The organism is Candidatus Melainabacteria bacterium (genome assembly GCA_016193285.1).
In the GTDB taxonomy this organism is placed as follows: Bacteria; Cyanobacteriota; Vampirovibrionia; order 2-02-FULL-35-15; family 2-02-FULL-35-15; genus JACPSL01.
On the sequence record JACPSL010000008.1, the window covers coordinates 58,918 to 85,162 of the forward strand.

Genomic DNA, 26,245 nt, shown 5'->3' on the forward strand with positions numbered 1-26,245 from the left:
CTATAAGAAAAAATCTTACATATTATTTATTCCCAGTAGAGACACAGTTAACTGCGTCTCTACTTAGGTTTACAGGAAAATATAAAGAAATACTTAAGTATTAGAGGCAGGTTAAAGATAATTGAGATTTTGGATTTTTTAAGAATTAACTTTCTAAGAGCCAATTAAGAAAAGGTCTGATGTTTATGTTTTTTCTTTTTTCTTCAATTTCATGACTGATTATATTTAAACTCCTAACATTTTTGTGTTGTTTTTTAAACTCTATCAAAGAATTAAACTCTCTTTCAGGAATAGAATTCGTATAACTTACATTAAATGCATGTAAAAATCCACTTGTGTCTTTTATGATAAAGTCCACCTCAGCATTATCTTTCCAGAAAAAAACCTCTTCATATTTCCTAATTAAAGTTACACCAACTATATTTTCAACAAGCTTGCCTGTATCATCTGATGTTCTAAAACAAATCTTGTTTCTTAAACCATTGTCTAATACAATTACTTTTTTAGGATTTACCCTCTGCTTTTTTAAGGAATAAGAAAATACCGGTAATAGAAATATATAAAAAGTCTCATGGATAAAATTTAAATATTGAATAATTGTCTCTCGTGATATAGAAAGACTTTGTTTAACAGTTTTGTAATAACGGTTAACTGAAAACTCTTTTGTAAAGTTAGTAAACAAGAATCTAAGTAATTCCTTTAAAAGATCTGTGTTTTTTAGATCATATCTATCCATTAAGTCTTTGTAGACCAGTGAGTCATAATATTCTTTTAAAATTTTTCTCTTAATTTCTTCGTCAGAAGTTAATGCAACTTCTGGGAACATCCCGTATTCTACGTATTCATTTAATAATTTTTTGACTTTAAATCTTTGTTTAGTATATTTAAAATCTTTTTCAAGTTTTATACCTTTAAATATCAAGAACTCTCTGAAAGACAGAGGATACATTGCATAACTTAAGCATCTTCCTCTTAAAGAAGTAGCAATTTCTTTGCTGAGCAATTTTGTAGATAAACCAGTAATGAAAATTTTTGCATTTAATGTATCGAATATCCTTCTTAAAAAATATTCCCAGCCAGTTATTAACTGAATCTCATCAAAAAAGAAATATAAAATATTTTCTGTATTAGCAGGGTACAGTTCATAATAAGCTTCTATTATTTCATTTAAATCTTTTACTTTTAAGTCTATTAATCTGTCATCCTCAAAGTTCAGGTAAACAATCTGTTCTTTTTTTATTCCTTTTTTTATCAAAAGGTTTATTTGGTTATATAAGCAAAAAGTTTTCCCGCTTCTTCTTGAACCATAAAGAACTATAATTTTTTTTGGATTTTCTTCTAGTTTTAATTCCCTTTCAAAGCAGTCTACTGAAAACTTTCTGTCATGAAACTCCTTAATCAAAAGCTTAAAGGTACTTTTATAGTCATTATTCATTTTTTAACCTTGTCTTTCAAAGAAGACAACTATATTATAATACTTGTCTTGTTTAAAAGACAAGATGGATATAAATTCATTGCTAAAAAATTGCAGCTCTCAGTCCTGTTGGACTAAAGATAAAAGTCTTAGCTCACCGGCTTTTAATTTATTAAGTAACCACCTCAAACTCTTTTAACCATCTTATAAATTCTTTTGAGCGTTCACCATTTCCCCCTAAAAATTCTGTTAATCTAGTCTGAAGTAAATTGCTACTTTCTTTTGACAAAGCTAAATATAATAAATCTCTTAAGTTTCTTCTCAATACTTCAGACTTTCCATGTATCATCCACGGTATGTATTTCTCTTCAAGCCCAATTTTTAAAACGATTTGAGATAAATGTGCACGCATAGTGTCATAGTCAAGCCATCTATCAACACAATCAAGCACACGCAATTTGCTCTCATGAATCCTTGAAAAAGAATCAATGAGATTTTCTTCAGTAGAAAGTACTCTCTTTAAAGCATCACAATAAGCTGAATTACATTCAGTTGACCAAGCTAAGGTAGCAAGTAATAGCAGTGGTTTTTCTCCTTGAATTTCTTTTTGAATCAAATTAATAACACTAGATTTCCCTTTCTCTCCACAGAAATTTATTAAAGCAGCACACCCCATTGAAGCTATAAAAGGATCAGTTGTATTTTCAGTTATTTTAGATACAGTTTGTACTTTATCTTGCCCAGGTAACTCAGCTAACTTGCAAATTGCAAGTCCTCTCAAAACATTATTTCCATCTAGATCATTTGCTATATAATTTAGTACTTCATGCGCTTTTTCCTTAAAGCGGGTTCTTAGAAGTTCTAATGATATGTAAGCAACTTCCATAGAAACAGCATAATTAAATTGTTCTAAAACTTCATTTAATCCTAAATCCTTTTTAAACCTCATACAAGCAAGTAGTATAAGTTGTTTATCTTCTTTCTTTTCCCTGCTTTCTTTCTTTTTTTTATTTAAGTCTGGATTTTCTCTAATACTCCTTTTCAAAACTCTAAGCACATAATTTTCATCTGCTAGTTCAAGTAATGACTTTCCTAAATTGTCTACTCTTTTATGATTATCAAGAGTAGCGTTATATAAAAATACTTCTAAGTCTGGCTCTGATAAGGATTTTAAGAATTCTATACAAAGTTCATAATTGAAACCTTTTGAACCTTGTTCTAAAATTTTTCCAATAAAATTAGAATAGCCTCCTTCAAGAATTAATAGCATTTGTAAGATTATTTTTTTTGTATCTTCAGAAGATAATCTAAATTCTTTAGCTAGAACATTTTCTAAATTTTGTCCTAATTCTTGAAATTCACTTTTTAATTCATTAGTTATTTGTATAATTGAACTGTCATCTGCATTCAATTTAGCTAACAGAGGCTTTAAATGCTTTCTCTCTTCAACTCGTAATGTATTCAAAGGACCTTGATTATCTAACGGAACTAAACTCATTAATTGACTTCTAAGGCCTATATCTCTAGGACATTCCAAAGGATAAATAGCTTTTTTAGGAGGCAGCTTCTCACCTGCCTTTTTTAAAGGCACATGACTTTTTTTATACTGAGAATCTCCAGTGTTATGTGTCTCAACTCTAAGTCTCATTTTATAATTAAAAATATTATAACCAACAAATCTTTTTAGAGCACAATTCAAAAAAAATATTTATGAAAAACTTACATTAGTCATACATATGTTAAAACCCCGTGTCAACCACTTCATTTGGTTTATTAGCTTGTTCAAAGCCAGCTAACTGTTTAATAAAGATTGCTGTTTTAGAATTTGGTTCATTTACTAGTGACCATGAGAAATATTCATAAATTCTTTCAGGGTTTAGCCTGCATGCTAAGTTTAACAATGATTGAGAATTTGCTTTCAGGGCTTTTTTGTCTTCGCTTTTAACATTTTCTATTGTTGCCCATTCAAGGAATTTTTCTAGCCCTACTTTTTCAATTAAATCAATTACTTGTTCAGGATCTGTTGCCATTTGTGGATCAAATGGCGGGCCATTTTTATCTTTTGAAACTGGGCATAGTTCTACATCTTGAAGATCTACAAATGCCTCACTTAAACCTTCTGTTTTATCAAATGCAGTACTCAAAATTTCTAATAAAACTTTATAGTATTGATCCTTATTTTCAGCAATATAAAGTAAATTTAAACATCCTAGCGGTAATGATGTAATATTATTTTTTACTTGTTCTACAATAGCTTGAACCAATGCTTTCTTACCTTCTTCACCTAAATCATTTGCAAGTTTACAAACAACATTTCCAGTTACATAAGGATCTTCTTCATTTAAAACAATTCTTTGTAGTAAGCCTAAAAGTTTATCTCTATCACAAATATGATTAGATAAGTGACTGGCAGCATAACTTCTTCTTCTTCTTCTGTTATCCTCACTTAAATCACTTGCTATTTCTCTATTTAGCAATTGATCTAAAAATATTTCTTCAGCATTTTCTTTTCTGTACCTAGAAAGTAAAGTTGCAACATCATCACTAACTTTCTTACTTAAAGAGTTCTTATAGAGTGTTACTAAATAATATTCATAATCAATTTCTGACAATTCTTCTCTCGTACTTTCTTTCTGCAAAATAGTTAATGCTATTGTTTGAACTTTTTGCTTTGCTGCTATTTGATCATTTAAAGATAAATTCACATCTGGTTCATATTCTTTTAATAAGAGATCTAAAATAAGATTTGAATCTGAAACCTCAAGCAATTTATAAGCAAGGTTATCAGCTCTTATAACATCTTTATATTCAAAACTAAGTAAAATATCTTTTAAATCTTTTTTATCCAAGGCTTGAAGAAACTGTAAATAAAATCTATTGTTATTTTCAACAACTTGTTTTGTTCCTATATATTCTCTTTCTTCAAGATATGGGATCATAAGTTCAGAAAGAACCTCATCTTTTCTATCCAAACAAAATAACATCTTTAAAATTACAACTTGTTCTAAGGGATCTTCACTGGATGTAAGTCTGCTTTTAAACTCACTTCCAAAGTCATAAGGTACACTTCCTAATGCTCTGTTAACTTCTAAGGATAGCTCTTCATCAGGTTTTAACGAGTTCTTTAAGAGATTACCAATGTACTCTTCTAGGTTCCCACTTAAAGATTCGCGAACTTCTTGGACTTTATTCTTTATAAATCTAGTTACAAGCTCAGTTCCATTAACTGCTCCTCTTGATATAGCAAACAGAAGAGGAAAATCACAAGGATTAACAGCACAAGCTACTTTGTCATTATTTTTTTGTTCATTTGTAGAAGTTTGTGCTCCAGTATCAACTATACCTTTAGCGCCTTTATATTTTAAAGGCGCATTTGTACTTTTATATGGATAAGAGCTACCACTCTCTCCGCCAAGACTTCTTACAACTTTACCCATTAAATTAAACAATATAGTACCTTACTTCAAGGAGAAATTGCAATAATTGGTAAGATGTTGTTAATGATTATGCAATTAGACAAAGTTAAAACCGAAAGATTAAAGACAGACTTTTTAATCATTGGTGCAGGTGCAGCAGGATGTTTTGCAGCTTATGAAGCTAAAAGGTTAAATCCAAATATTGATGTTTTAATAGTTGAAAAAGCTCATATAGATAGAAGTGGCTGCCTTGCAGCAGGTATCAATGCAATAAATGCTTACATTACTCCTGGTCAAACACCAGAAACATTTCTTGAATATGTAAAAAAAGACTCAATGGATCTTATAAGAGAAGATCTTGTTTATAGTATTGCAAAAGAAGTTAATCATGTTGCACAAATTTTAGAAGAATGGGGTTTGCCAATACCAAAAGATGAAAATGGAGAAGTTTATGTCCGGGGACGAGGATCAATTATTGTTCAGGGGGAAAGAATAAAACCAATAATTGCACAAGCCACTAAAGCTACAAAAGCAAGGATTTTAAACAGAGTTGTTGTAACAAACTTAATCATAAACAAAAATAAAACCTGTGGAGCATTTGGTTTTGGAATTAGAGATGGAAAATTTTATGTCCTTCAAGCAAAAGCAGTGCTGGTAGCTACTGGTGGAGCAAGTGGCATTTATAAACCAAATAATGAAGGGGAATCCAGGCATAAGATTTGGTACTCACCATTTAACACTGGTGCTGGTTATGCAATTGGTATTCGTGCAGGCGCTGAAATGACTACTTTTGAAATGCGGTATGTAAGCATGCGAATAAAAGATCTTATGGCACCAACTGGAGCAGTAGCACAAGGAGTAAAAGCCCAGCAGGTAAATTCACTGGGTGAAAGATATTTAGAAGGAAGATACAAAAATATTGGCGGTAAATTAATGCCAACTTCTATGCGGCTCCTAGCAACACTTCAAGAAAATATTGAAGGTCGCGGACCTTGTTATTTAGATACAACTCATCTAACAAAAGAACAAGCAGAAAGATTACAAGCATACTACTTACACATGACACCAGGACTAACTTTGTACTGGTCTAGTCGTGGTACAAGACCAGACACTGATCCACCTGAAATTGTTGGAACAGAACCATTTATTGTAGGTGGTCATGCACAAGCAGGTTACTGGATAAATACAAACAGAATGGCTACAATTGAAAATCTTTATGCTAGTGGTGATGTAGCAGGTGGAGCACCAAAAAAATACTTATCAGGTTCAGCAGTAGAAGGAATGATTGCAGCAAGAGATGTTATATCAAAATTAAATAAAATATCACAAGAAGAAATTTATGAAAAAGATGTAAAGGATGAAATCAAGAGAGTGTTTGCACCTCTGTGTAGAGACGAGGTCACCTCATCTCTACAGCCAGATGAATTAGAATTACGCATGCAAAAAATAATGGATGAATATGCTGGTGGTATTTCAAGTGGATATATTTTAAACGAGCAAAAATTATTAAAAGCAAAAAAATATATAAAGCAATTAAAACAAGAAACAAAAAATTTATATGCAAGTAAAGACGGGATCACCCCGTCTTTTCACGAGTTAAATAAATGTCATGAAGTTATTGATAGACTTGACATTGCTTCTGTGCTTATTGAACATCTCTTATACAGAAAAGAAACCAGATGGCCAATTTATCAAAGCCGGGCTGATTATCCAAATCGAGATGATAAAAATTGGTTAAAGTTTGTAAACTCTGTATATGATCAAGCAAGGGATGAAATTAAAATTCTTGAGAGACCATGTAAAACATTAGAACGAGTTAAGTAATGGGGATATTTATTGATCACAATTTATGTAATGGCTGTGGATATCCAGAATCAGAGACTCCATGTAATATTGCCTGTCCAGGAGATTTAATTTTTATGCAAACAAATAGCAAGGCACAAATTTTTTCAAATGCTGACTGCTGGGATTGTGCAGCATGTATAAAAATATGTCCACAACAAGCAATTGAACTTAAACTTCCATTTGAAATTGTTGGGAAAGAAGGTTCACTTAAAGCAAGAGCTTACAGAGATAAAACTATATGGACAGCAAAAGATGAAAATGGAGGCGAACAAATTTTTGAAACGCCAGCTAGGAATAGTAGAGGCGAGGCAACCTCGCCTCTACTATCACCTGATGAATTTACTGATTGCATTGATTCATATAAAGGTATTTCAAAAACATTTGTTGATTTAGGATCTGATATTTAATGAAAACTAACTACATAATTTCTTTACTTCTCTGCTTCTTTGTTTCTTTGCTTCTTGTTCTCCCATCATATGCTCATCATGGAGGGGAAGGCGGGCTTGGTGGTGGTGCTGGTATTGCTGGTCCTATTGTTACTATACCTGCTTATGCACTTCCAAAAGGCAGCAAATTTATTAGCTTAATTACAAACTATACAAATGCTGATGAATCATCTAATACTAGATTAAGCAGGCTTGGTTTAAGAGGCGAAGATTATGATGTAGTTGAAAATACTTTAAGTCCTTCTTTAACTGCCGGACTAGGAATCACAAATAGATTTTCGCTTAGCTTACAACTCCCTTATATATTTAGATACGGCATAAGAAGAGTAGAAGCTATCCCACAAGTAGTCAGTCAGGGAAATTCAATTGGTGTTGGTGATATAAACCTTTTTGGGTTATATGAATTCTTACATAGTGAGAAATATGACTTTCATGCTGCTTTACTTGCCGGATTAAAAATTCCCTCTGGAGTTGTACAAGACAAAACCCGTCAAGGTAATTTATTTAAAGCTGAACATCAAGCTGGAACAGGTTCCTTTGATCCACAAGTTGGACTTGCTTTAAGTAAGCATCTTGGAATATTTCATTTGGATTCTAATTTCATGTATAGGTTTTCAACAAAAGGAGTTCAAAATACAATTCTAGGCGATGTCATTAGTTATAATTTTGCTATTTCATATTTGATTGGAACTCATAAGAAAGATTTTTTAAAAAAAATTTTTGTTGATCACATACTAGGCAAAAAAGCAAACTGGCATTTAATTGCAGAGACAAATGGAAATTGGGTAGAAAAACCAAATGTTAGAGGTGTAAGAGAAGAAAATGAAGGGGGAACACTGGTTTATCTTTCGCCTGGGATTAGACTTATCTTAGATAAAAAATGGATTGCAAATTTGTCTATTGGACTGCCAACTATTGAAAACTTAAATGGCAGAAGAAGACCACCAAATATAAGATTAATTTTTGGATTAACAAGAGTGTTTTAAAATGTGCGGTAACAGTAAATTAAATGTAAAAAATTATACGCATGTAACCTTTGGTTACATGAATTTTATTCTTGACATGTTTTAATGTTCAGAACAATTCAAGAAATATGTCACATTTAATACCACCTGAAAGAATTGAAAATAAAATATTTCTCATAAAAGGGAAGAGAGTAATGCTCGATAGAGATCTTGCTGAACTTTATGGAGTTTCTACAAAACGATTAAATGAACAGGTAAAAAGAAACAAAGACCGTTTTCCCGAAGATTTTATGTTTCAACTAACAAGGGAAGAAGCTTACATTTCAAGGTCGCAAATTGCGACCTTGAAACATGGGCAAAATATCAAGTACCCTCCTTCTGCATTTACAGAACAAGGTGTGGCTATGCTTTCAAGTGTTTTAAACAGTAAAAGAGCAATTCAAGTAAATATCCAGATCATGAGAACTTTTACAAGGTTAAAAGAAATTATTGCAGGAAACAAAGAGCTTGCACAAAAACTTACTCGGCTTGAAAAAAGAATTGATAACCAGGATGAAGAAATTAAATCAATTTTTGATGCAATTCATAAACTTATTAATCCAACATTTGATAGACCTAAAAGAAAAATAGGATTTCAAGTACAATAAATCTAAAACTCTGCAATTATTCCAAAACAAGCAATTAAAATTAGCCAAAAGAAAAGATGTAAATAAAAAAATACATTATGAAAAAATATTTTTATAGGTGAAACATTTGAAATATTCATTATTATTTTTGCGTCTTTAATTGTTGCCATTTATGTTTTATCCTCCTAAATCTTCTTCAAACTTATTTACCTTCTCTATAAATTTTTTGTAATCACACTTTGCAAGCCAGAAACCACGAACTTTATTTTTATCAATTGTTTTTTTAATATTTGGCGGGCGGAGTCCAAGTAATCTTTCTTGACACCATTTATTTCCTTCTCTAAAATGACAATCCCCTATCTGACAGCCCATTACAAATACTCCTTCAGCACCTTGCTTAAAGGCTTCTTCTATCATTTGTGGCTGAATCATCCCAGAACAAATCATTTCAAGAATTGCAATGTTTTCTTTTTCTTTTAATTTGTTATTTTTAGTGTGGTTTTTTAGATCTGCACTACGTTCACAAACAATGCCCAATATTTTTTTCTTTTTGTTTTGTTCAGCCATTTAATACATCCCCTATCTTTCCAAGAATTTCTTTAGATTGTTTTTGTGGCAGTTCAATTGCCTTAAAAGCACATGCTCCAACACAAAGCCCACATTCTGCACACCGAGCATCAATTACAATTGCCAGTTGTTTAAACTTTGGATGGTCTGTTCTTGGCACCATATAAATTGCTTCATATGGACAGTCTTTTGCACAAAGAGTACAACCAACACAATTATCTTGTAAAACCTGAGCTGGTGATTTTTCTTTATCTACTATTAAAAATGGAACTAATAGTAAAATTACAATTGCTATAAATAAAATTATCCAAACAGTCATTGCTGGCATACTTGAAAATAAAGGGAAAATCCAAAGATAAAACCAGTCTATCGGAAATTCACTAGGAGTCTGTGTTAAAACTGCTGGTCTTCCACTAATAGCTTGTAACATCCCTGCTGGAATAATAATTAGTGCTATAAGTAACATACCAAGACCTAGGGGGACATTTGTAACTGGTCTTGAAATTCTAAGATAGTGTAACCAAAGCAAGTACAAAAGAAAAAATGAAACGCCAACATGTAAGAAAAATGACATTGCTAGTGTGTAATGTGTAACCATCTCACCATTTACAAAAAACTTTGCAAGATGAATTCCAACAAGTGGTATTGATTTCAAAGCATTAGTTAGTACTAAAACAATCATGTAAGATCTTTCATCCCAAACAAGAACATAGCCAGTAATGCCAATGACTAACATGCAAACTAAAAGCACAATACCTGAATACCATGCTATCCAGCGATATTTTCTATACCTGTCTGTAAAATAAACTCTAAGTGCATGCAATATAACTGTAATTATCATTGCATCTGCAGCATATCTGTGCATACCACGAACAATATTTCCAAAAGGTACTTTACCTGAAATATAGTTTACTGAAATATATGCACTGTCTAATGTAGGCTGGAAATAAACAAAAAGCAAAAGTCCAGTAATAAACAAAGTCCACATAAATAAATTTGGTAGTGCACCATGATAGTAAAGTGGATTGTACTTTTGACTAAAAACCTTGTTTAGCCACTTTTCAAGATTTATTGTTAGTATTTGTAATTTTTCTAATGTTTTTTTATACATTTTGTTTCTTCATTATCCTCACCTCTAGTTAAAAGCAAAAATGAAATTGCACTAAAAGCAATAAACAAACCAAAATATTTTGCAAAAGTTAAATCTAAAGAATTTAACTCAGCACTTATAAGCAAGAAAAGAAACATAGCTGTAACAACAATAGTTACAAAGCCAAAAACAAGTTTAAAAACAGGTGTCATTTAGTTACTTTTATCTCCCCACTAACAATTTTCTTTCTAATAAACAAATGCCAAGTATAAGCAATAACAGTTGGAATCATACAAATACTTACACCGATAAGCTGCTGCTTTAAAGTAATCCAACCATTTAACAAGGTAGGAAATGACCAATATAAAACAAACAAAGGACAAGCAACATATGCAATAAAGTCACAAATTGCAACAGGTAATTTTTCTGGTCTTTCAATTTTATGATTAATATATTGCCACATAACACCAATTGCAATTAATATCCAGGTACCTATTCTCCAAATCGGCGGGTCTCTATAAATATTTGCAACATTAAAAATAATTAAAAATGAAAATATTAAAAATTCCAAGAAACCCATTATAGTAACCATTAAAAATATTGGTCTTTTAAAAAGTCTTGTTTCAGGTCCAAGATCAAAATAAGGAAGGATAATTACAGTAATTGGAACAAGCACTGTAAGAGCAGTTGCCCAAACAGGTTCCATATATTTTAAAAACTGATAAAGTGCTAAAAAGTACCAGTCAGAAAGAATTGGGAGTGGTGTAATACTAGGATCAGCTCTATGTCCAATTTGGGCAGGAAGAATAATAGCAGTTATACATACCATTGCAATTGGAAGACATGCAAGCTTCCAGGAAATATTTAATCTCTTATGTCCCATTTTATAGATGTAAAGTTCGTAAGCAATTAAAGCAAGCAAGGTAAAAGCAATATGAAATGCATAAAATCTTGTCATTGTTGCTTGACCAATTGAGCTGCCACCTAAAAGAATTTGTGATGTGTTGGCACCAATATGAGTTGGTCCTAGTATATAAAACTGTTCTACATAAGTTGGAAAAGTTGCAAAAACTTTTGTTGCCCAAAATGCTCTTTGATTCCAAATTAAAAGGTAGCCTGTTAATCCTGAGTACATACCAAAAAGCAAAGTAATTAAAGCAATTGCTATATTGAATTCACGGTTTGGTTTATAGTCACAAGCAATAAACATCCGATAAAGCCTCATAGTAGCTGCAATAATCAATGCATCAGTTCCATATTTATGTACGCCTCTAATAATTGAACCAAAAGGAATTTGTGTTTGTATTTTTACAATTGAATCATAAGCCTCAGCAATAGATGGAATATAAATTGCCATTAGTAAACAACCAGATACAATTGTTACCATCCAAAAAAGCCATACAAGCGAGCCAAGTGTATACCAAGGATTTGTTTTTGCTTTATCAATATAGTGTTCATCAAAAATATCAATGCCATTAATGTGATCGATAACCCACTTTCTTGAAATTTCAAAATATTGTTTTACTTTTTCTAACATTCTATTTCATTCCCAATTTTCAATTTTCAATTCCCTACGCAATTCCTCCTGTTTCCAGATCAGTTATAACTAACTGATTATTTTCAATCTTATAAGTAAATTTTCTTGGTGGTCTTGGTGCAGGACCTGAAACAACTTTTCCTTCTTTTTGGATATCAAAAACACTTAAGTGACATGGGCATGCAAAAACAGGCCCATCTGGTCTAAAGTTATATCCTTTAGCAACCTCATCAGGATCTGGAACATAGTTAAAAACACAACCAAGATGTGGACATATTCTGCTGTAAACTGCAAACTCACCATTTGGAAGTCTTACAGCAAATCCAGGAATATCTCTTATCTGAGTACCTAATGCTGTGTACTCTTTATTTACTTGAGTAAAGTTAAAAGATTGTACATCAAAAGGTTTTGGAAATAATGAAAGATCAAACACTACAGGTTTTAAAGATTCTGGTAGATCGGGCCCTTGCATATAGTTAAGTGGTTTAATAGTTGGTTTTAAAAATCTCATAAAAGGAGAAAGTGCTGCAAATAAAGTACCTAAAACAGGTACTGCCAACATCACTTTTAATAATTCACGTCTTGTTGTTTCTGTGTTCATCTTATATTATTTTTTCTCTTTTCCATTAAATAATTTCTCTTGTCTTAAAATATCTACTTCTGTAGAATAACCAAAATGTCTTACATACTTGACAAGCTCCCATCTAAATTTTTCATCAAAGGTAAAATGTTTGTCTTTATCAATTCTATTTGCCCATGGTGGCATTGCAGTCCATGGAATACCATTTGATATTCTTTCAAATAAATGCTCATCAGTTTTCTCATAAAACTTGTCAAACTGATTAAAGTTAGCAGGTGGAGGATTTAAGTAATAATGCAGTGGTCCATCTGCAAATCCTCGTGTTCCATGACACACACCACAGTTAGAAGCAAATTTTATTCTTGTATCTTCAAAATCTTTTGGCATTCCAAAAAGCTCATAGCGCAAATACATTACAATATCCCATCTCTCTATCTTGGTAAGCTTATCTTTAAATGAGGGATGTTTACTATTACTAGTTATTACTTTAAATAATGTAGATGGAGTAACACTATTCACATACTTCAAAGTAAAATTATGTTTCCTTTTTTCGTATCTAAAACCATGACACTGAGAGCAATTCTGAGCAAACAATTTTTTACCTTCAACTACAGATGGATCTTTTGTAGGATATGCAAAATCTTCTTTTGCTGCTTCTTTGCTAATTAATGGTTTTTGCTCAGAAGGTAAACTAATGTTTTTTAATTGAAAATTGGACTGACAAGCGGTTAAAAATAATCCAATCGAAAAAACAAATAAAACCAGTATTATTGTTTTTATATTTTTTCTACTCCCCATCTTATTTTTTTACCTTAATTTGGGCAGGTCATGACCTGCCCCTACACTTTAATAACCAAAAAACGGTACCCAAGAAATTAATGCCCATATAAAAACTAAAATAAAAAGTACTATTAAAAAAACTGGTGGTTTATGTTCGCCCATGCGGTACTCTTCTGGTTTTGTAATTTTTGGTACCTGACAAAGCGGCTTATATTCTGTAATTTGTTCATCCATTGCTGTGAGTCTCCTTATCGTTAAACATATCAAACTTACTTTTTTCGAGATCTTTTAACTGTCCAGATGTTAATGCCCAAATAAAAAATATTAATGCAATAAAAAAAGTTATAAAACAAAACCATGCAAACATCCCTAGTCCTGGCTGTGCAATTAAGTCATGAATTATTTCTTGTACTGTTACATTCATATAATTGTCAATTCCCTCCTAATGCCCTTCTCTTAAAATCATTGCAGGTTTTTGAGAATTTAATTCTGCTTCTGAAATTTTATTTTGGCGGACCCATTTTTCCGAATCTAAATCCTCATATGATTTTGGATATACTTCATTTTCTCTTGGAAGTATCTTTAAAAATGCAACCAGATACCATCTTTGTTCTTCAGTAAGTAACTTGCCCCACTGTGGCATTCTAGTTCCTGGCACACCTTCAGTAATTCTCCAAAACCAAGTTATGTCGTCATAATCCTTGTAAAATGGTCTTGAGAAATTTGCTGGTTTCTTTGAAAGTGCAATTGCATTTGGACCATTACCTAAACCATGAGTACCATGACAAGTCGCGCAATTTTGTTGAAAAATTCCTCTCCCTGCATTACTAGCTGCAGAACTATTAACATCCATCTTTCTTTTTTCTAAAACTTTTTCCAGCTCATCAGGATGATAAATTCTTTTGTATTTTACAATCCTTTTTTTTCCTAAAGATTGGATATAAGCAACAAGAGCTTTCATCTCATCATCTTTCAAGTAATTAAACGGTGGCATAACAGAACCAGGTGTAGTACTTCTTGGACCTTTAAAATGTGCAATATGCCATGCATCAGGATGTTTTCCACCTTCGTTGGATAAATCAGGACCAGTTCGAATTGTACCTAAAAGATTGGGAGTGTCATAAACATAATCGCCAGCTAAAACTAAAGGTCCAAAGTCTCTATCTTGAGGTCTTACAAATTGACTATGACAATTTACACAACCTTCTCTTATATAAATTTTTCTACCTTGTTCTTCTAATGAAGTCCTAACAAATGCAAACTCAGAAGGTGCTGGTCTAAAAATAAAATTTGGCAATAAAACAGTAGCAAAAATAATTCCACTGAATGAAAGCAAGAGAACAATTGCTGGAAGTACGTAATTTTTGTTCATTTTCTTTCTGTCACCGTCTCCCAGTTTCTCCGTCTCTCCGTTTCGCCGTTTCGCCGTTTCTGTTCTATTTTGCTGGCACCATTGCAGGCTCTACATCCTCGGCATCAAGTGGTTTTACTTCTCTTACAGTTTGAATAACATTTAACAAAAGCAAAATATTTCCAAACCACATTAAGCTTCCACCAATTGCTCTAAATATCCAATATGGAACCATTTCAAGTCCCCATGTACTAATTGGCATTTGTGCATGCCATCCTGCTGCTTGAACTAATCCACCAATTGTAAATGCACTAAAGAAAATAAAAAATCCAATTAATGTAAACCAGTAATGTGCTCTTGCTAAACTAACACTATACATTTGTTTATTTAATACTCTTGGTAATATGTAATAAATTGCACCAAAATTAAAAAATGAAAATGTCCCAAGAAGTGCAACATGAGCATGTCCTGGAACCCACTGTGAAAAATGAAGGTACCAGTTAATAGATCTAGTTGCTTGAAATGGCCCTTGAATACAAGTAACAAGGTAAAAGAATGCACCAGTTAAAACAAATCTTAATGGCAAATTATTTGCAAGCTGCCACCAGTTTCCTTTCATTGTCATAAAGAAATTTGTAAGGACAGTAACAACAGGAATAACAAGCGCTATGCTAAAAACTACTGCAAGTGCTTTTAACCATTCTGGAACTGGGGCTTGCAAAATGTGATGTGTCCCTGTAGGTGCATAGAAAAAAGCAATAGTCCAAAATCCAAGCATTGAAAGGCTATGACTCCAAAGTGGACAGCCACTAAGTTTTGGAATCATATAATAAGCAATTCCAACTCCAAGTGTTGTAAACCACATTCCAAGAATATTATGGCCGTAAAACCAATTTACAATTCCATCATTTAATCCTTCAAGCCTTATAAATGTTCTATTTCCAATAAAATAAACAAGCGGCATCCAAAAAAATGTACCTAAGATGTACCACATACTTACATACAATTTTTTTACAGTTCGTGTCATTGTAGTCATATAAACAATATATGAAAGTGTAAGCAAACCAACTAAAACTATTACATCAATGGGAACTGGAAACTCAGCATATTCACGCCCTTCAGTGTATCCATTAGTTATACAAATAATGCCACCCCAAATCGCAAGGTTCCAAACAAGACAAATAAAATTTGCAAGTTTTTCACTAAATAATTTTGATCTTGTAAGAGTCGGAACTATATAAAGAATAATTCCAATGTTTGCCATACTTAGCCAACCAAATGCAACAGTGTTTACATGTGCTGGTCTTAGTCTTGAAAAAGTAATTTGTGGAATTCCAGAACTTATATCTGGAGCAGTAAATTCTATAGCCCCAATTAAGCCCATTGTCATTCCAACAACTAACCAAAAGACTGCACTAACAATAAAATTTCTACTTGCTGAATTTTCTTTATCTGAGAAAAACATTTTTTATCTATAACAAGATAATTGTATAAAAAAATAAAACAAATCAATCATAAAATAGGATTTTCTTTACAGAAGAAAATAAATATGTAAATTTAATTCTATATTGCAAGTCCGGAACTTAACAGGAACAATTTTATTATCACTCATACCTTTTGATAACCCACACAGAGAGCAGGTTTTAGAAGGAACTGTAAATTATTTTTTATCGACATCGTAGAGGTATGAATAAAACAAAAGCACCTGTACAAGCAGAAGATCTTTTAAAAATCATTAATCCTAAATTTACAAACATTGAAGATTCTTATCTAAGCACTAGCAGTTACTACCTAAGAGAAACTTGGCGAAACACCCCTCGTAATTGGGGACATCCAATGCATGGCATGGCATCTAGGTCTGGTTCTTTTCCACCGGCATTGGCAGATTATTTTATAAGTAATTTTTCAAATGTTGGTGATTTAGTTTTAGATCCTTATTCAGGCAAAGGTACTGCTCCATACCAAGCATGTTTGTTAGATCGTGCTGGATTTGGAGTAGATGTAACACCTGAAGCATATGTTTTAACAGGAGCAAAAATAAATCTTATAAAACATGAAGAAGCAGTAGATTATTTAAAATCAATAAGATTTGGTGTGTCTGAAACAAACATTAGAGATATACCTCAAGATGTAAAAGTTTTCTTTTCAACTAAAACACTTGCTCAAATTCTTGTAATAAAAGAAAAACTTTTAGAAGATTTCAATCTTGATACAAGTAAGATTGACTATTCAAATGGTGTTGTCTTTCATGAAGCTAAAACAAAAAAAGAACAATGTGCACAATATTGGCTTGGAGTATTAATTGGTATTTTACATGGTTCATCAAGTTATAGTTTAAGCTTGCCTTGTTCTCATTCATTTTCAATGGCACCTACTTACACAAAAAACTATGCAAGAAAACATAATTTAAAAAAACCTGATAAAAATGTAATTCATTGTATGATTGAAAGATCTTTTTATCTTCAGAGTGCAGGTATTGCTTGTGTTTCAGGGAAAGCATTCCTTGGAAAAGCTCAGGAACTCCCGGATAGCTGGGAAGAAAAGTTTGATCTTATTGTTACTTCTCCTCCATATTTTACAGCTCAAAGTTATCCATGGGATAACTGGCTTCGTGAGTGGCTTTTAGGTTTTGACTTTAAAGAAGTAAGAAAACAAGTAACTCAAACTGCAAGCTATGAGAAATATTCTCTTGCAATGTATCAGTTTTTAAGAGAAGCTTATAGAGTTCTTAAAAGAGGCCAAAGAGCATTTGTAGTAGTAGGCGATGTGACTAAAAAATCCACTAGTGGGAAATTTATTATTAAGACAAGTAATATAATTGCTCATGAAGCAAAAAGAGTTGGTTTTGAAGTGGATTTAATTATTAACGATGACATTCCACCTACAAGCAGATATAATTCATCCTTTTTAAAAACGAATCAAGGATTACAAATAGATAGAATTGTTTGTTTAAGGAAGAATTAAGTTTTTATTCTTCTTCTACTCTTAATTTTTCCAATATACTTACATCCTCCAATGTAGTTGTATCTCCAACTGTTTTTTTTCCACTTGCAATATCTCTGAGCAGTCTCCGCATAATTTTCCCTGACCTTGTTTTTGGAAGAGAGTCTGTAAATCTGATTTGATCTGGTTTTGCAACTGGACCAATTTGCTGAGCTACGTGATCTTTGAGTTGAGAGTTGAGAGCTGATTGCTGATTGCTGATTGCTGATTGCTTTAATACAACAAATGCACACAATGCTTCTCCTTTTATTTCATGTGGATAGCCAACTACTGCAGCTTCAGCTACAGCGGGATGACTAACAAGCGATGACTCAACTTCCATTGTACTTAAAAGATGTCCTGAAACTTTTATTACATCATCTACTCGACCAAGAAGCCAGAAATAATTATTAGTACCTTTGCAAGCACCATCACCAGTGAGATAATATAACGAACCTTTGGTAAGGGCGTTGCACGCAACGCCCCTACTCCAATACGTTTGCTTATACCGCTCATCATTACCATAAATTGTTCTTAGCATTGAAGGCCATGGTTTTTTTATTACAAGAAGTCCGCTTTGATTATATGGAGCTTGATTTCCATTTTCATCAACTACATCTGCAAAAACCCCTGGGAGAGGGAAGGTCGCTGAACCTGGTTTTGTATTTGTAACTCCTGGAATTGGTGAGATTAATATTCCTCCTGTTTCAGTCTGCCACCAGGTATCTACTACTGGACATTTTTCTTTCCCTATATTTTTGTAGTACCACATCCATGCTTCAGGATTTATTGGTTCTCCTACAGTGCCAAGTAGTCTTAGACTTGAAAGATTATATTTTTCTACCCATTCATTTCCTGCCTTCATAAATGAACGAATTGCAGTTGGTGCAGTGTAAAAAATACTTACTTTATTTTCATCAATAATTTTCCAAAATCTTCCCCAGTCAGGATAATTTGGTGCACCTTCATAGATAAGGACTGTACTACCACAACTTAATGGACCATAAACTACATAACTGTGTCCAGTAATCCAACCAATATCAGCAGTACACCAAAAAATATCATTGTCTTTAATATCAAAAACCCATTTCATAGTTACATTTGCCCATAGTAAATAACCTCCAGTAGTATGCAATATCCCTTTTGGTTTTCCAGTTGTACCTGATGTATAAAGAATAAAAAGAGGGTGTTCAGAATCTAATTCTTTTGGTTTGTTTTTATTTGAAATGTTTTTAATTAGATCGTGATACCAATAATATGTTGGACCAGGGACTATAGACCATGGACTAGAGACCTTTTCCTGGTCTTTGGTCTTTGGTCTCTGGTCTTTGGTCTGTAGCCTATTAACAACAATTGTTTTTTCAACAGTTGGACATTTTTTTAATGCTTCATCTACATTTGCTTTTAGTGGAACAATTTGACCTCTTCTATATCCACCATCTGCAGTAATTACTAGCTTTGCTTTTGCATCATTAATTCTATCTTTTAGTGCTTCAATACTAAATCCTCCAAAAACAACACTATGAATTGCTCCTATTCTTGTACAAGCTAGCATAGCAATAATTGTTTCAGGAATTAGTGGCATGTAAATAACCACTCGATCTAATTCTTTAGTTCCAAGATCTAAAAGTACATTACTAAATTTACAAACCTCATTAAAAAGTTCTTTATAAGTTAATTTTCTTTTCTCACCATTTTCACTAATCCAAATTAATGCAACTTTATTTGCTCTATCTTTTAAATGTCTATCTAAACAGTTATATGAAACATTGGTCTTACCACCTGTAAACCACTTAGCAAATGGTTCATTCCACTCTAAAACTTTTTCCCACCTTTTAAACCAAAATATATTTTTTTCTGCAAGTTCTGCCCAAAAGCCTTCAAAGTCAGTTTGTGCTTTTAAGACTAGCCTGTCATATTCTTTCTTGGTAAGATTTGCTTGGTTTACAAAATTCTCTGGTGGACTAAAAATCCTATTTTCTAAAAGAATTGATGTAATATTTTCTTGTACCATGATAGAAACTTTTGGAGATTTTAAAAACGCTTGTAATAATTTTGGCATTGAAATCAATAATAATCAACTAGATCTTTTTAAAAAGTACTATGAGATATTAATTGAATGGAATAAAAAGATTAATTTAATATCCCGTAAGCAAGAAGACTTCATTCTTGAAAAACATTTTCTAGATTCAATAATTTTTTTGCCAGAGAGCGAAGATTTGTGTAGGGGCGTATTGCAATACGCCCCTACAGTGTTGGATATTGGTTCTGGCGGAGGTTTTCCAGCAATTCCTCTTGCCATAATGAAAGTAGATTGGCATTTTACATTATGTGAATCAATAAGGAAGAAAACAATTTTTTTAACACATCTTGTAAAAGAATTAGGTCTTAAGAATGTGGAGATTGTAAATGATCGTATAGAGACGTTGCACGCAACGTCTCTACACAAATTTGATTTGATTACTGCACGTGCAGTTGCAAAACTAGATAAATTAATTAAATATTCATTACCTCTTTTAAAAAAAGGTGGTTATCTAATTGCATACAAATCAAAAAATCTAGAAGAAATAAAAAATGTAAAAAAACAAATATTCACAAAAGAAATAAATGGGATTATTAGAAAACTTGTTGTTATTAGCTTCTAATATTTTTTAACCTTTTTGCTAATTCAGCTGCTTCAAGCATTACAAGCAATCTGTTTAAATCTAACTCAGCTTTTTGTACATCTAATTTATCTTTTTTCTGAGCAATTCTTGCTTCTGCTAGTTCTTTTTCTTTTTCTGCTACTAAGATATCAATATCTTCTGCTAGTGCAGCATGATCTGATAAAACAGTTACTCCTTGTTTTGAGACTTCTATCATTCCACCTAGGACTGCTGCAACTTTTCTTTCACTGCCTGCCCAATATTGAAAAGGTGCTGTGGTTAGTGGAGTAAAAAGAGGAATATGATCTGGCAAAATCCCAATTTCTCCATCAACAGTTCTTGCAATTATTTGTTCTACATCAGTATCAAGAACTATTGCATTTGGAGTAATAACTTTTAAATGAATTGTCTTTGGCATATTCTTATTTTAAATAATAAAACAAATTATGTCGATGTCGTAGAGACGTGATTAATCACGTCTCTACCTTGTATTAATTCCCCACTTCGTGTACTGAGCCAATCTACACATGTTTTCCACACTGCAGTCCTTGCTCTTTCACTTCCCATTATAGAAATATGTCCAAATGGCAATTCATTGTATTGAAAATCTTTACTTGAAATATATTTTTGAACTGTTCTAACAGAATCAGGAGGAATAAATGTATCTCTTGATCCACCAAAAGCTAAAAGACTTGCTTGAAAATTAGCTAAGTTAACAGTTTGATCTAAAAGTTTTAGTTTCCTAGATATAAGACTATTAGACTCAATAATCTCAAAAAATTGTTTAAAAGTAACTGCAGGAAGATTCTGGAAATTTGAAAAAAAATTAGTTAAAGCTTGTTGTTTAACCAAGAAATCTCTATCCCATGATTTATTGATTACATGTAAAGGCCCATAAATATATGAAAGGGGGTTTGAAACTTTGAAAATAAAAGTTAAGAGTTCCTTTGGCACACACCCAAATTTATCTATCACTGCAAACCATTCCTTTTTAAATGGCTTAAAAAGTAATTTAAAAAACGGAAGGTTTTTAAAATCAATTGGTCCTGCAATGTTAATTACATTTTTAATGTCATTTTTTATATCAGTTGAAGTACTTGAATATATAATGCTAAATGAACCACCAAGACAATAACCTACTAAAGAAACTTGTTTTGAATTAGAATGTTTTTTTGTCATGTGAACTGCACGGTAAAGAAAATTTAAAATGTAGTCATCAATTCTTAAATGTGAGTCATATTTTTCAGGCTTTCCAAAATCAACCAAATAAACATTGGAACCATTTTCTACAAGCATTTCAGCTAAACTATGTCCAGATACAAGGTCAAGAATATCTGTTGTAGTCATAAGTGGTGGTACAAGAATTACAGGTACTTCGTACAATGATTCTGTTCTTGGAATAAAGTGATAAAGAGTAATATATTTCTCCTGGTAAAGGAGTTTTTTAGGAGTAATTTCTGGTGGCCTGATATCTCTTTTTATAACAACTTCTAATCCATTTATTGCTCTTAAAAGAATTTTTTCAACATTTTCTTGGATAATTGGTTCAATAGCTTTTGGAATTTCTAGATTAAGTATTTTTTTATAGAAATTAAATTTCATACTAATAATTTACCATCACCATACATATCTTCTTGATATTATTCTCATGACTAAGTTATAATAACCTTTTAAGAAAACAAATTTTCATGAATACACTGCCAGTTACTGTTGGACAGCTAGAAATATATCATCCTTTTACTTGCTTAAATCTATCTGTGCAAAAAGGAAGCAGAAGCAAAGCAGTAAGAATCTTATTTGAGAAAGCTAAAGAAGGATTGATGATTGGCAACGAGGAGCCATTTAATGAATTGTTGCAATTCCTAGAAAATGATATTAAAGCAACTGCGAGAAAAGTTTGTTATAAAATTGGCTGTAAGTCAGAAGCTTATGAAGAAGAACTTATAAGCAATGGTTGCATAGCAATCTGGGAATTAGTAAGGGATCATGATTTAGATAATGTTGAAAGTCCAATTGCTTATATTCAACATTCCATTAAAAACAAGATGATTTGTGAACAAAGAAAGGCAAACTCTTCAAAACAAATGACTTTAATGACAGAAGATGTAACTAAATCAAATATAAAAACATTTGAAGAAATTTCAAGAGAAGATTTAAAAGAATTAGACAGAGAAGGTATTATAGATAAAATTTTTCAACTTGGCACACTTGAATATCAAGTAGTTAGACTAGCCTTTGGTTTAAATAAAGAAGACAAAATGTACAACCAAAAAGAAATAGCTGCTCTACGTGGTAAGACAAAAGGCGGAACAGTAAATGGAAAATTTCACAGTGGAATAGCTAAAGTTAGACTTGCATTAGAGATATTAGATAGAAAAGGTCACTTAGAAAACACTGATATAGCTGCAATAAGAGACTTGGATTTAAACATACCAAGTCCTGCTGCTTAATATACTCTCAAGTATCTATTTTCTTCCCAGCCTGTTACTTGAATTCTATATTCATCCCACTCAGACCATTTTAAGGCTTTAAATTGATCATAAATATGATCTCCAAGAGCAATTTTTGCAATCTTGCTTTTTTCAAATTCTCTCAAAGCTTCTTCAAGAGTGCCTGGTAGACTGTCAACACCGAGCTCTTCCTTTTCTTTTGGATCCAAGCGATAAATATTTCTATTTATTGGCGGCGGCGGTTCAATTTTATTTTTCATACCATCCAGTCCAGCTATAAGCATACAAGCTATTACTAGATATGGATTTGCTGATGGATCTGGCGATCTAAGTTCTACCCGCGTGGAGCTTCCTCTTTTATCAGGTACTCTACAAAGTGCTGATCTGTTTCCTGGTGACCATGCAATATAAACAGGTGCTTCATAGCCAGGCACTAATCTCTTATAACTGTTTACAAGAGGATTTGTTACTGCACAAATACCACGAATATTTTTTAAAAGCCCTCCAATATACCATTTCATTTCCTTGCTTAATTTGTCTGGTGTACTTGCATCAAAGAAAATATTCTTACCATCTTTTGAGAGAGATTGGTTACAGTGCATTCCAGATCCATTTTGTCCAAATATTGGTTTTGGCATAAAAGTAGCATGCATTCCATGCTTTGATGCAACTGCCTTTGTAACCCACCTAAATGTTGCAATGTTGTCTGCAGTACTTAGTGCGTCCTCATATTTAAAGTCAATCTCATGTTGCCCAATTGCAACTTCATGGTGAGATGCTTCTATTTCAAAACCCATTTCTTCAAGTGTATAAATTATTTCTCTTCTTACTGATTGACCTATATCAAGTGGTTCTACATCAAAATATGCAGCTACATCACTTGGATCAATTGTCGGATTACCACTTTGATCTTTATTAAATAAAAAGAACTCACACTCTGGTCCTACGTTCATGGTATAGCCAAGTTCTTTTTCAACTTGTGCTAAAATTCTTTTTAAATTATTTCTAGGACATCCTGGAAATGGCTTGCCATCTGGATCATAAATATCACAAACAAGTCTTGCGACTTTGCCTTCAGACGGCCTCCAGGGCAAAATTCTAAAAGTACTTTTATCCGGATAAAAATAAAGATCAGATCTTTCAATTCTTTGAAAACCTTTTATAGAACTTCCATCAAGCATTACTTCATTGTTTAAAGCTTTATCTAGCTGCTCTACAGGAATAGCAAGATTTTTTACAATGCCAAAAATATCAATAAATTGGAGGCGGACAAACTTAATATCATTTGCTCTTGCTAATTTCATGATTTCTTCGTTTGTTGGATTTTTTGATGTATTCATTCTTGATGTATTCATAGTTGTTGTACTCATTTTTTTACCTTTCTATATATAATTTTTAACATGCTCTTATAATAAATGTTTTTAGATGCTTCTACAACTATAACTCAAGTTCTATAATAAAATACATGTTCAAAATTAGATCGCCACAACCAGCTGATTATGAAAAGCTAAAAGAATTATTTAAAGATAATTCTGTACTAAAACCTGATTTTATTAACAAATTAGTTTATTCAATGCAAGACTTTATTCCATACAACTTTCGTTATTTACCAAGCATACATGTTGCAATAGAAGAAAAAAATATTCTTGGGTACATAATTTTACAATCTTTATCAAAGCCAAACAACTGCTGGCAGATTAATGAGGTTTTTGTTCAAGATGAAGTAAGAAACAAAGGTATTGGTGAAGAGCTTTTAAGGTATGTACTTTCTTTATATGGTGGTCATGGAGTTGAACATTTTCTTGCAGAAATTGATTCACAAAACTTTCCAGCATTGTCATTATTTCATGAGTGTGGTTTTAGGAGATATACAAAGGTTGGATTTTATGAAAAAGAAATTAATGTAAAAGAATTTTCTAATGTACCTTTGCTTGATAATGATTTTATAATTCAGCCTCAGACAAATAATGATCTTACAGAACTTGAAAAGTTAGAACTTTCTTCAATACCACCAGACTTAAGACCAGCATTGGGACATTCTAAAGAATATTTTAAAAATAAAAAAGAAGCTTTAGTCTTAATTGATAAGAAAAGAAATCTCATTATAGGCTGGACGCATGTTCAAAAAATAAACAACAATTGTCATTGTATAGAATTATTAGTTAGTCCAGGATGGAATCATTTGTATCATCAGTTTTTAAGTGTAATAGTTTGTGACTTCATTGGTGCTAAAGGGGCGTATTGCAATACACCTCTACAACTTACAATAAAAGCAAATGACTATATAACTGAACTTTGTGAACTATTAAATAAATTAGGTTTTGTTAGAACTGAGGTAAAAGAATTGTTAGTCAAAACTATTTGGCAAAAAGTAAAGGAAAGAAAAAGCAAACTTGCAAATGTTGGAGCTCCTTCTATAGCACCTACGTAAAAGAGGTTTACCAACATTAAAAAAATTTAATCATTTCATGTAACCTCTAGTTACACAAATATAAAGTCTTAAGAATTTTACTTACACTTTTCTGATAAGTTTATTTAATGCCATTTATACCAACAGAAGAACAAATAAATAGTTTATATTCTCTTTTAAAACAAATGAAAAGAGAAAGGATTGAAGTCAGGCTAATTAGATTTATTAACTGGGGTGATAAAAGTGATATAAAAAATTGCGAAATTGAAGTCCTTTGTCTAGAAGATCTTGATAGATATAAAATATCGTTTGATGGTAAAATATACTAAAAATATAAGGACAGAGGTGTACCATGATGAAAAACTACAGTAATGATGAATTGAAAAAAATGTCTAATAAGGAATTAGAAAAAGAATTGTCTGCGCATGAATGGCTACATAGAGATTTATTACATGAATATGATAAACGTTGCTATGAGGGAAGAATAAAATTTGGTCCACCAATTAAACCTGAGGAATTGGAAGAACACTTTAGAAAAAGACGAGAAATGAGACAAGTAAAAAAAGCTAGCTAACCTTAGCAAACTTTCTCTTCACTTGAAAAATTAATATTACAAGAACAACTACTAAAATTACAATCAATAAAAATGTCCTTTCAAATTCTATCCTTAGTTGATCCCCAATAAAACTAGCTGTGTTTGCTACTAAAATATATCTTATACTTCTTACTGGAAAACTTACTAGTGCAAATATGATTGGGTTAAACTTCATTAGTCCACTACCTAATGTTAACGCTTTGTATGGAATAGGAGTAAATGCATCAATTACAATTGCCCAGACTCCAAATTTTGTAAATAATCTTTCTGCTTTTTCAATAAAAATACTATTTGGAAAGATTTTATCTACAATAGTTCTTCCACCAAATCTTCCTACTGCATACCCAATACATCCTCCAATAACTGAACCAAGGCTACAAATCATTGCAAGAATTGTAGGATCTTTGATTTTTTGTAAGGCAAGTGTAGACAATAAAAAATCTGGAGGCAAAGGTAAAATAAAGCCATCAAAAAAAGCATTTAAAAATAATCCAATGCTACCATATTGTTTAAAGAATTCTTTGACTGCTACTAACATAAAATAAA

29 protein-coding genes are annotated in these 26,245 nt (G+C 32.1%); 10 read left to right on the forward strand and 19 right to left on the reverse strand.

Annotation, left to right across the window (positions count from 1 at the left end; genetic code table 11):
• Positions 1-145: 145 nt before the first annotated feature.
• From HYY52_01765 to HYY52_01775, 3 genes are all read right to left on the reverse strand, one after another.
• A complete protein-coding gene (locus HYY52_01765; GenBank protein MBI2995422.1) occupies positions 146-1,435 on the reverse strand; it encodes an ATP-binding protein in 1,290 nt (429 codons plus the stop codon).
• A 151-nt stretch (positions 1,436-1,586) separates the two neighbouring features.
• Positions 1,587-3,062, reverse strand: coding sequence for a hypothetical protein (locus HYY52_01770; protein ID MBI2995423.1), 1,476 nt, complete (start codon positions 3,060-3,062; stop codon positions 1,587-1,589).
• A gap of 91 nt (positions 3,063-3,153) precedes the next feature.
• Positions 3,154-4,851, reverse strand: coding sequence for a hypothetical protein (locus HYY52_01775; protein MBI2995424.1), 1,698 nt, complete (start codon positions 4,849-4,851; stop codon positions 3,154-3,156).
• A 69-nt stretch (positions 4,852-4,920) separates the two neighbouring features.
• Between HYY52_01775 and HYY52_01780 the strand changes: the two genes are divergently transcribed.
• The 4 genes from HYY52_01780 to HYY52_01795 all read left to right on the forward strand — a co-directional run bounded on the left by HYY52_01780 (position 4,921) and on the right by HYY52_01795 (position 8,733).
• Positions 4,921-6,654: an adenylyl-sulfate reductase subunit alpha gene (locus tag HYY52_01780; protein ID MBI2995425.1), complete on the forward strand. Its 1,734-nt coding sequence runs from the start codon at positions 4,921-4,923 to the stop codon at positions 6,652-6,654.
• Positions 6,654-7,082 carry an adenylylsulfate reductase gene (locus tag HYY52_01785; protein MBI2995426.1) on the forward strand — a complete coding sequence of 143 codons (429 nt, stop codon included), beginning with the start codon at positions 6,654-6,656 and terminating at the stop codon, positions 7,080-7,082. Before HYY52_01780 ends, HYY52_01785 begins: the two co-directional genes overlap by 1 nt.
• Positions 7,082-8,107 (forward strand): transporter, encoded by a 1,026-nt coding sequence (locus tag HYY52_01790; GenBank protein MBI2995427.1) that lies wholly within the window; start codon positions 7,082-7,084, stop codon positions 8,105-8,107. Before HYY52_01785 ends, HYY52_01790 begins: the two co-directional genes overlap by 1 nt.
• 107 nt (positions 8,108-8,214) lie before the next feature.
• Positions 8,215-8,733 (forward strand): ORF6N domain-containing protein, encoded by a 519-nt coding sequence (locus HYY52_01795; protein MBI2995428.1) that lies wholly within the window; start codon positions 8,215-8,217, stop codon positions 8,731-8,733.
• Between the two features lie 2 nt (positions 8,734-8,735).
• On the opposite strand, the gene HYY52_01800 is transcribed toward HYY52_01795, so the two are convergent.
• The 11 genes from HYY52_01800 to HYY52_01850 form a co-directional block, all read right to left on the reverse strand.
• Positions 8,736-8,882: a hypothetical protein gene (locus tag HYY52_01800; protein ID MBI2995429.1), complete on the reverse strand. Its 147-nt coding sequence runs from the start codon at positions 8,880-8,882 to the stop codon at positions 8,736-8,738.
• Between the two features lie 7 nt (positions 8,883-8,889).
• A complete protein-coding gene (locus tag HYY52_01805; GenBank protein ID MBI2995430.1) occupies positions 8,890-9,279 on the reverse strand; it encodes a hydrogenase iron-sulfur subunit in 390 nt (129 codons plus the stop codon).
• Complete coding sequence (locus HYY52_01810) at positions 9,272-10,390, reverse strand: cytochrome b N-terminal domain-containing protein (GenBank protein MBI2995431.1); 1,119 nt, start codon at positions 10,388-10,390, stop codon at positions 9,272-9,274. The genes HYY52_01805 and HYY52_01810 overlap by 8 nt, the downstream gene beginning before the upstream one ends.
• On the reverse strand, positions 10,372-10,581 hold the full coding sequence (locus tag HYY52_01815; GenBank protein ID MBI2995432.1) for a hypothetical protein: 210 nt from the start codon (positions 10,579-10,581) through the stop codon (positions 10,372-10,374). Before HYY52_01815 ends, HYY52_01810 begins: the two co-directional genes overlap by 19 nt.
• Complete coding sequence (locus HYY52_01820; protein ID MBI2995433.1) at positions 10,578-11,906, reverse strand: cytochrome b N-terminal domain-containing protein; 1,329 nt, start codon at positions 11,904-11,906, stop codon at positions 10,578-10,580. The genes HYY52_01815 and HYY52_01820 overlap by 4 nt, the downstream gene beginning before the upstream one ends.
• Positions 11,907-11,940: 34 nt before the next feature.
• Positions 11,941-12,507 carry a ubiquinol-cytochrome c reductase iron-sulfur subunit gene (locus HYY52_01825; protein MBI2995434.1) on the reverse strand — a complete coding sequence of 189 codons (567 nt, stop codon included), beginning with the start codon at positions 12,505-12,507 and terminating at the stop codon, positions 11,941-11,943.
• Positions 12,508-12,513: 6 nt separating this feature from the next.
• Positions 12,514-13,284 carry a c-type cytochrome gene (locus tag HYY52_01830; protein ID MBI2995435.1) on the reverse strand — a complete coding sequence of 257 codons (771 nt, stop codon included), beginning with the start codon at positions 13,282-13,284 and terminating at the stop codon, positions 12,514-12,516.
• A 48-nt stretch (positions 13,285-13,332) separates the two neighbouring features.
• Positions 13,333-13,500 (reverse strand): hypothetical protein, encoded by a 168-nt coding sequence (locus tag HYY52_01835; GenBank protein MBI2995436.1) that lies wholly within the window; start codon positions 13,498-13,500, stop codon positions 13,333-13,335.
• Entirely contained in the window at positions 13,493-13,690 is a 198-nt protein-coding gene (gene ccoS, locus HYY52_01840; GenBank protein ID MBI2995437.1) for a cbb3-type cytochrome oxidase assembly protein CcoS, read from the reverse strand. Before ccoS ends, HYY52_01835 begins: the two co-directional genes overlap by 8 nt.
• Positions 13,691-13,708: 18 nt before the next feature.
• The gene (locus tag HYY52_01845) at positions 13,709-14,638 is read right to left on the reverse strand and encodes a cbb3-type cytochrome c oxidase subunit II (protein ID MBI2995438.1); all 930 of its coding nucleotides are present in this window, start codon (positions 14,636-14,638) and stop codon (positions 13,709-13,711) included.
• 64 nt (positions 14,639-14,702) lie between these two features.
• Positions 14,703-16,082, reverse strand: a complete 1,380-nt coding sequence (locus HYY52_01850; GenBank protein ID MBI2995439.1) for a cbb3-type cytochrome c oxidase subunit I — start codon at positions 16,080-16,082, stop codon at positions 14,703-14,705.
• A 221-nt stretch (positions 16,083-16,303) separates the two neighbouring features.
• On the opposite strand from HYY52_01850, the gene HYY52_01855 reads away from it, so the two are divergent.
• Complete coding sequence (locus tag HYY52_01855) at positions 16,304-17,581, forward strand: site-specific DNA-methyltransferase (GenBank protein ID MBI2995440.1); 1,278 nt, start codon at positions 16,304-16,306, stop codon at positions 17,579-17,581.
• Positions 17,582-17,585: 4 nt separating this feature from the next.
• On the opposite strand, the gene acs is transcribed toward HYY52_01855, so the two are convergent.
• Positions 17,586-19,613, reverse strand: a complete 2,028-nt coding sequence (acs, locus tag HYY52_01860) for an acetate--CoA ligase (GenBank protein ID MBI2995441.1) — start codon at positions 19,611-19,613, stop codon at positions 17,586-17,588.
• Between acs and rsmG the strand changes: the two genes are divergently transcribed.
• Positions 19,612-20,244, forward strand: coding sequence for a 16S rRNA (guanine(527)-N(7))-methyltransferase RsmG (rsmG, locus tag HYY52_01865; GenBank protein ID MBI2995442.1), 633 nt, complete (start codon positions 19,612-19,614; stop codon positions 20,242-20,244). The genes acs and rsmG overlap by 2 nt on opposite strands.
• On the opposite strand, the gene atpC is transcribed toward rsmG, so the two are convergent.
• Both atpC and HYY52_01875 read right to left on the reverse strand, forming a co-directional pair.
• Positions 20,234-20,662, reverse strand: coding sequence for an ATP synthase F1 subunit epsilon (gene atpC, locus HYY52_01870; GenBank protein MBI2995443.1), 429 nt, complete (start codon positions 20,660-20,662; stop codon positions 20,234-20,236). The genes rsmG and atpC overlap by 11 nt on opposite strands.
• A gap of 26 nt (positions 20,663-20,688) precedes the next feature.
• A complete protein-coding gene (locus HYY52_01875) occupies positions 20,689-21,846 on the reverse strand; it encodes a hypothetical protein (protein ID MBI2995444.1) in 1,158 nt (385 codons plus the stop codon).
• 86 nt (positions 21,847-21,932) lie between these two features.
• On the opposite strand from HYY52_01875, the gene HYY52_01880 reads away from it, so the two are divergent.
• On the forward strand, positions 21,933-22,694 hold the full coding sequence (locus HYY52_01880) for a hypothetical protein (GenBank protein MBI2995445.1): 762 nt from the start codon (positions 21,933-21,935) through the stop codon (positions 22,692-22,694).
• Here the strand turns inward: HYY52_01880 and glnA are convergent.
• Positions 22,691-24,034 (reverse strand): type I glutamate--ammonia ligase, encoded by a 1,344-nt coding sequence (gene glnA, locus HYY52_01885; GenBank protein MBI2995446.1) that lies wholly within the window; start codon positions 24,032-24,034, stop codon positions 22,691-22,693. The two genes, HYY52_01880 and glnA, sit on opposite strands and share 4 nt — an antisense overlap.
• A 125-nt stretch (positions 24,035-24,159) precedes the next feature.
• On the opposite strand from glnA, the gene HYY52_01890 reads away from it, so the two are divergent.
• The 3 genes from HYY52_01890 to HYY52_01900 all read left to right on the forward strand — a co-directional run bounded on the left by HYY52_01890 (position 24,160) and on the right by HYY52_01900 (position 25,678).
• Positions 24,160-25,125 carry a GNAT family N-acetyltransferase gene (locus HYY52_01890; GenBank protein MBI2995447.1) on the forward strand — a complete coding sequence of 322 codons (966 nt, stop codon included), beginning with the start codon at positions 24,160-24,162 and terminating at the stop codon, positions 25,123-25,125.
• Between the two features lie 107 nt (positions 25,126-25,232).
• Positions 25,233-25,433: a hypothetical protein gene (locus HYY52_01895; GenBank protein MBI2995448.1), complete on the forward strand. Its 201-nt coding sequence runs from the start codon at positions 25,233-25,235 to the stop codon at positions 25,431-25,433.
• 23 nt (positions 25,434-25,456) lie between these two features.
• Positions 25,457-25,678 carry a hypothetical protein gene (locus HYY52_01900; GenBank protein ID MBI2995449.1) on the forward strand — a complete coding sequence of 74 codons (222 nt, stop codon included), beginning with the start codon at positions 25,457-25,459 and terminating at the stop codon, positions 25,676-25,678.
• Here HYY52_01900 and HYY52_01905 read toward each other — a convergent pair.
• Positions 25,671-26,237, reverse strand: coding sequence for a DedA family protein (locus tag HYY52_01905; GenBank protein MBI2995450.1), 567 nt, complete (start codon positions 26,235-26,237; stop codon positions 25,671-25,673). The two genes, HYY52_01900 and HYY52_01905, sit on opposite strands and share 8 nt — an antisense overlap.
• Between the last annotated feature and the right edge of the window lie 8 nt (positions 26,238-26,245).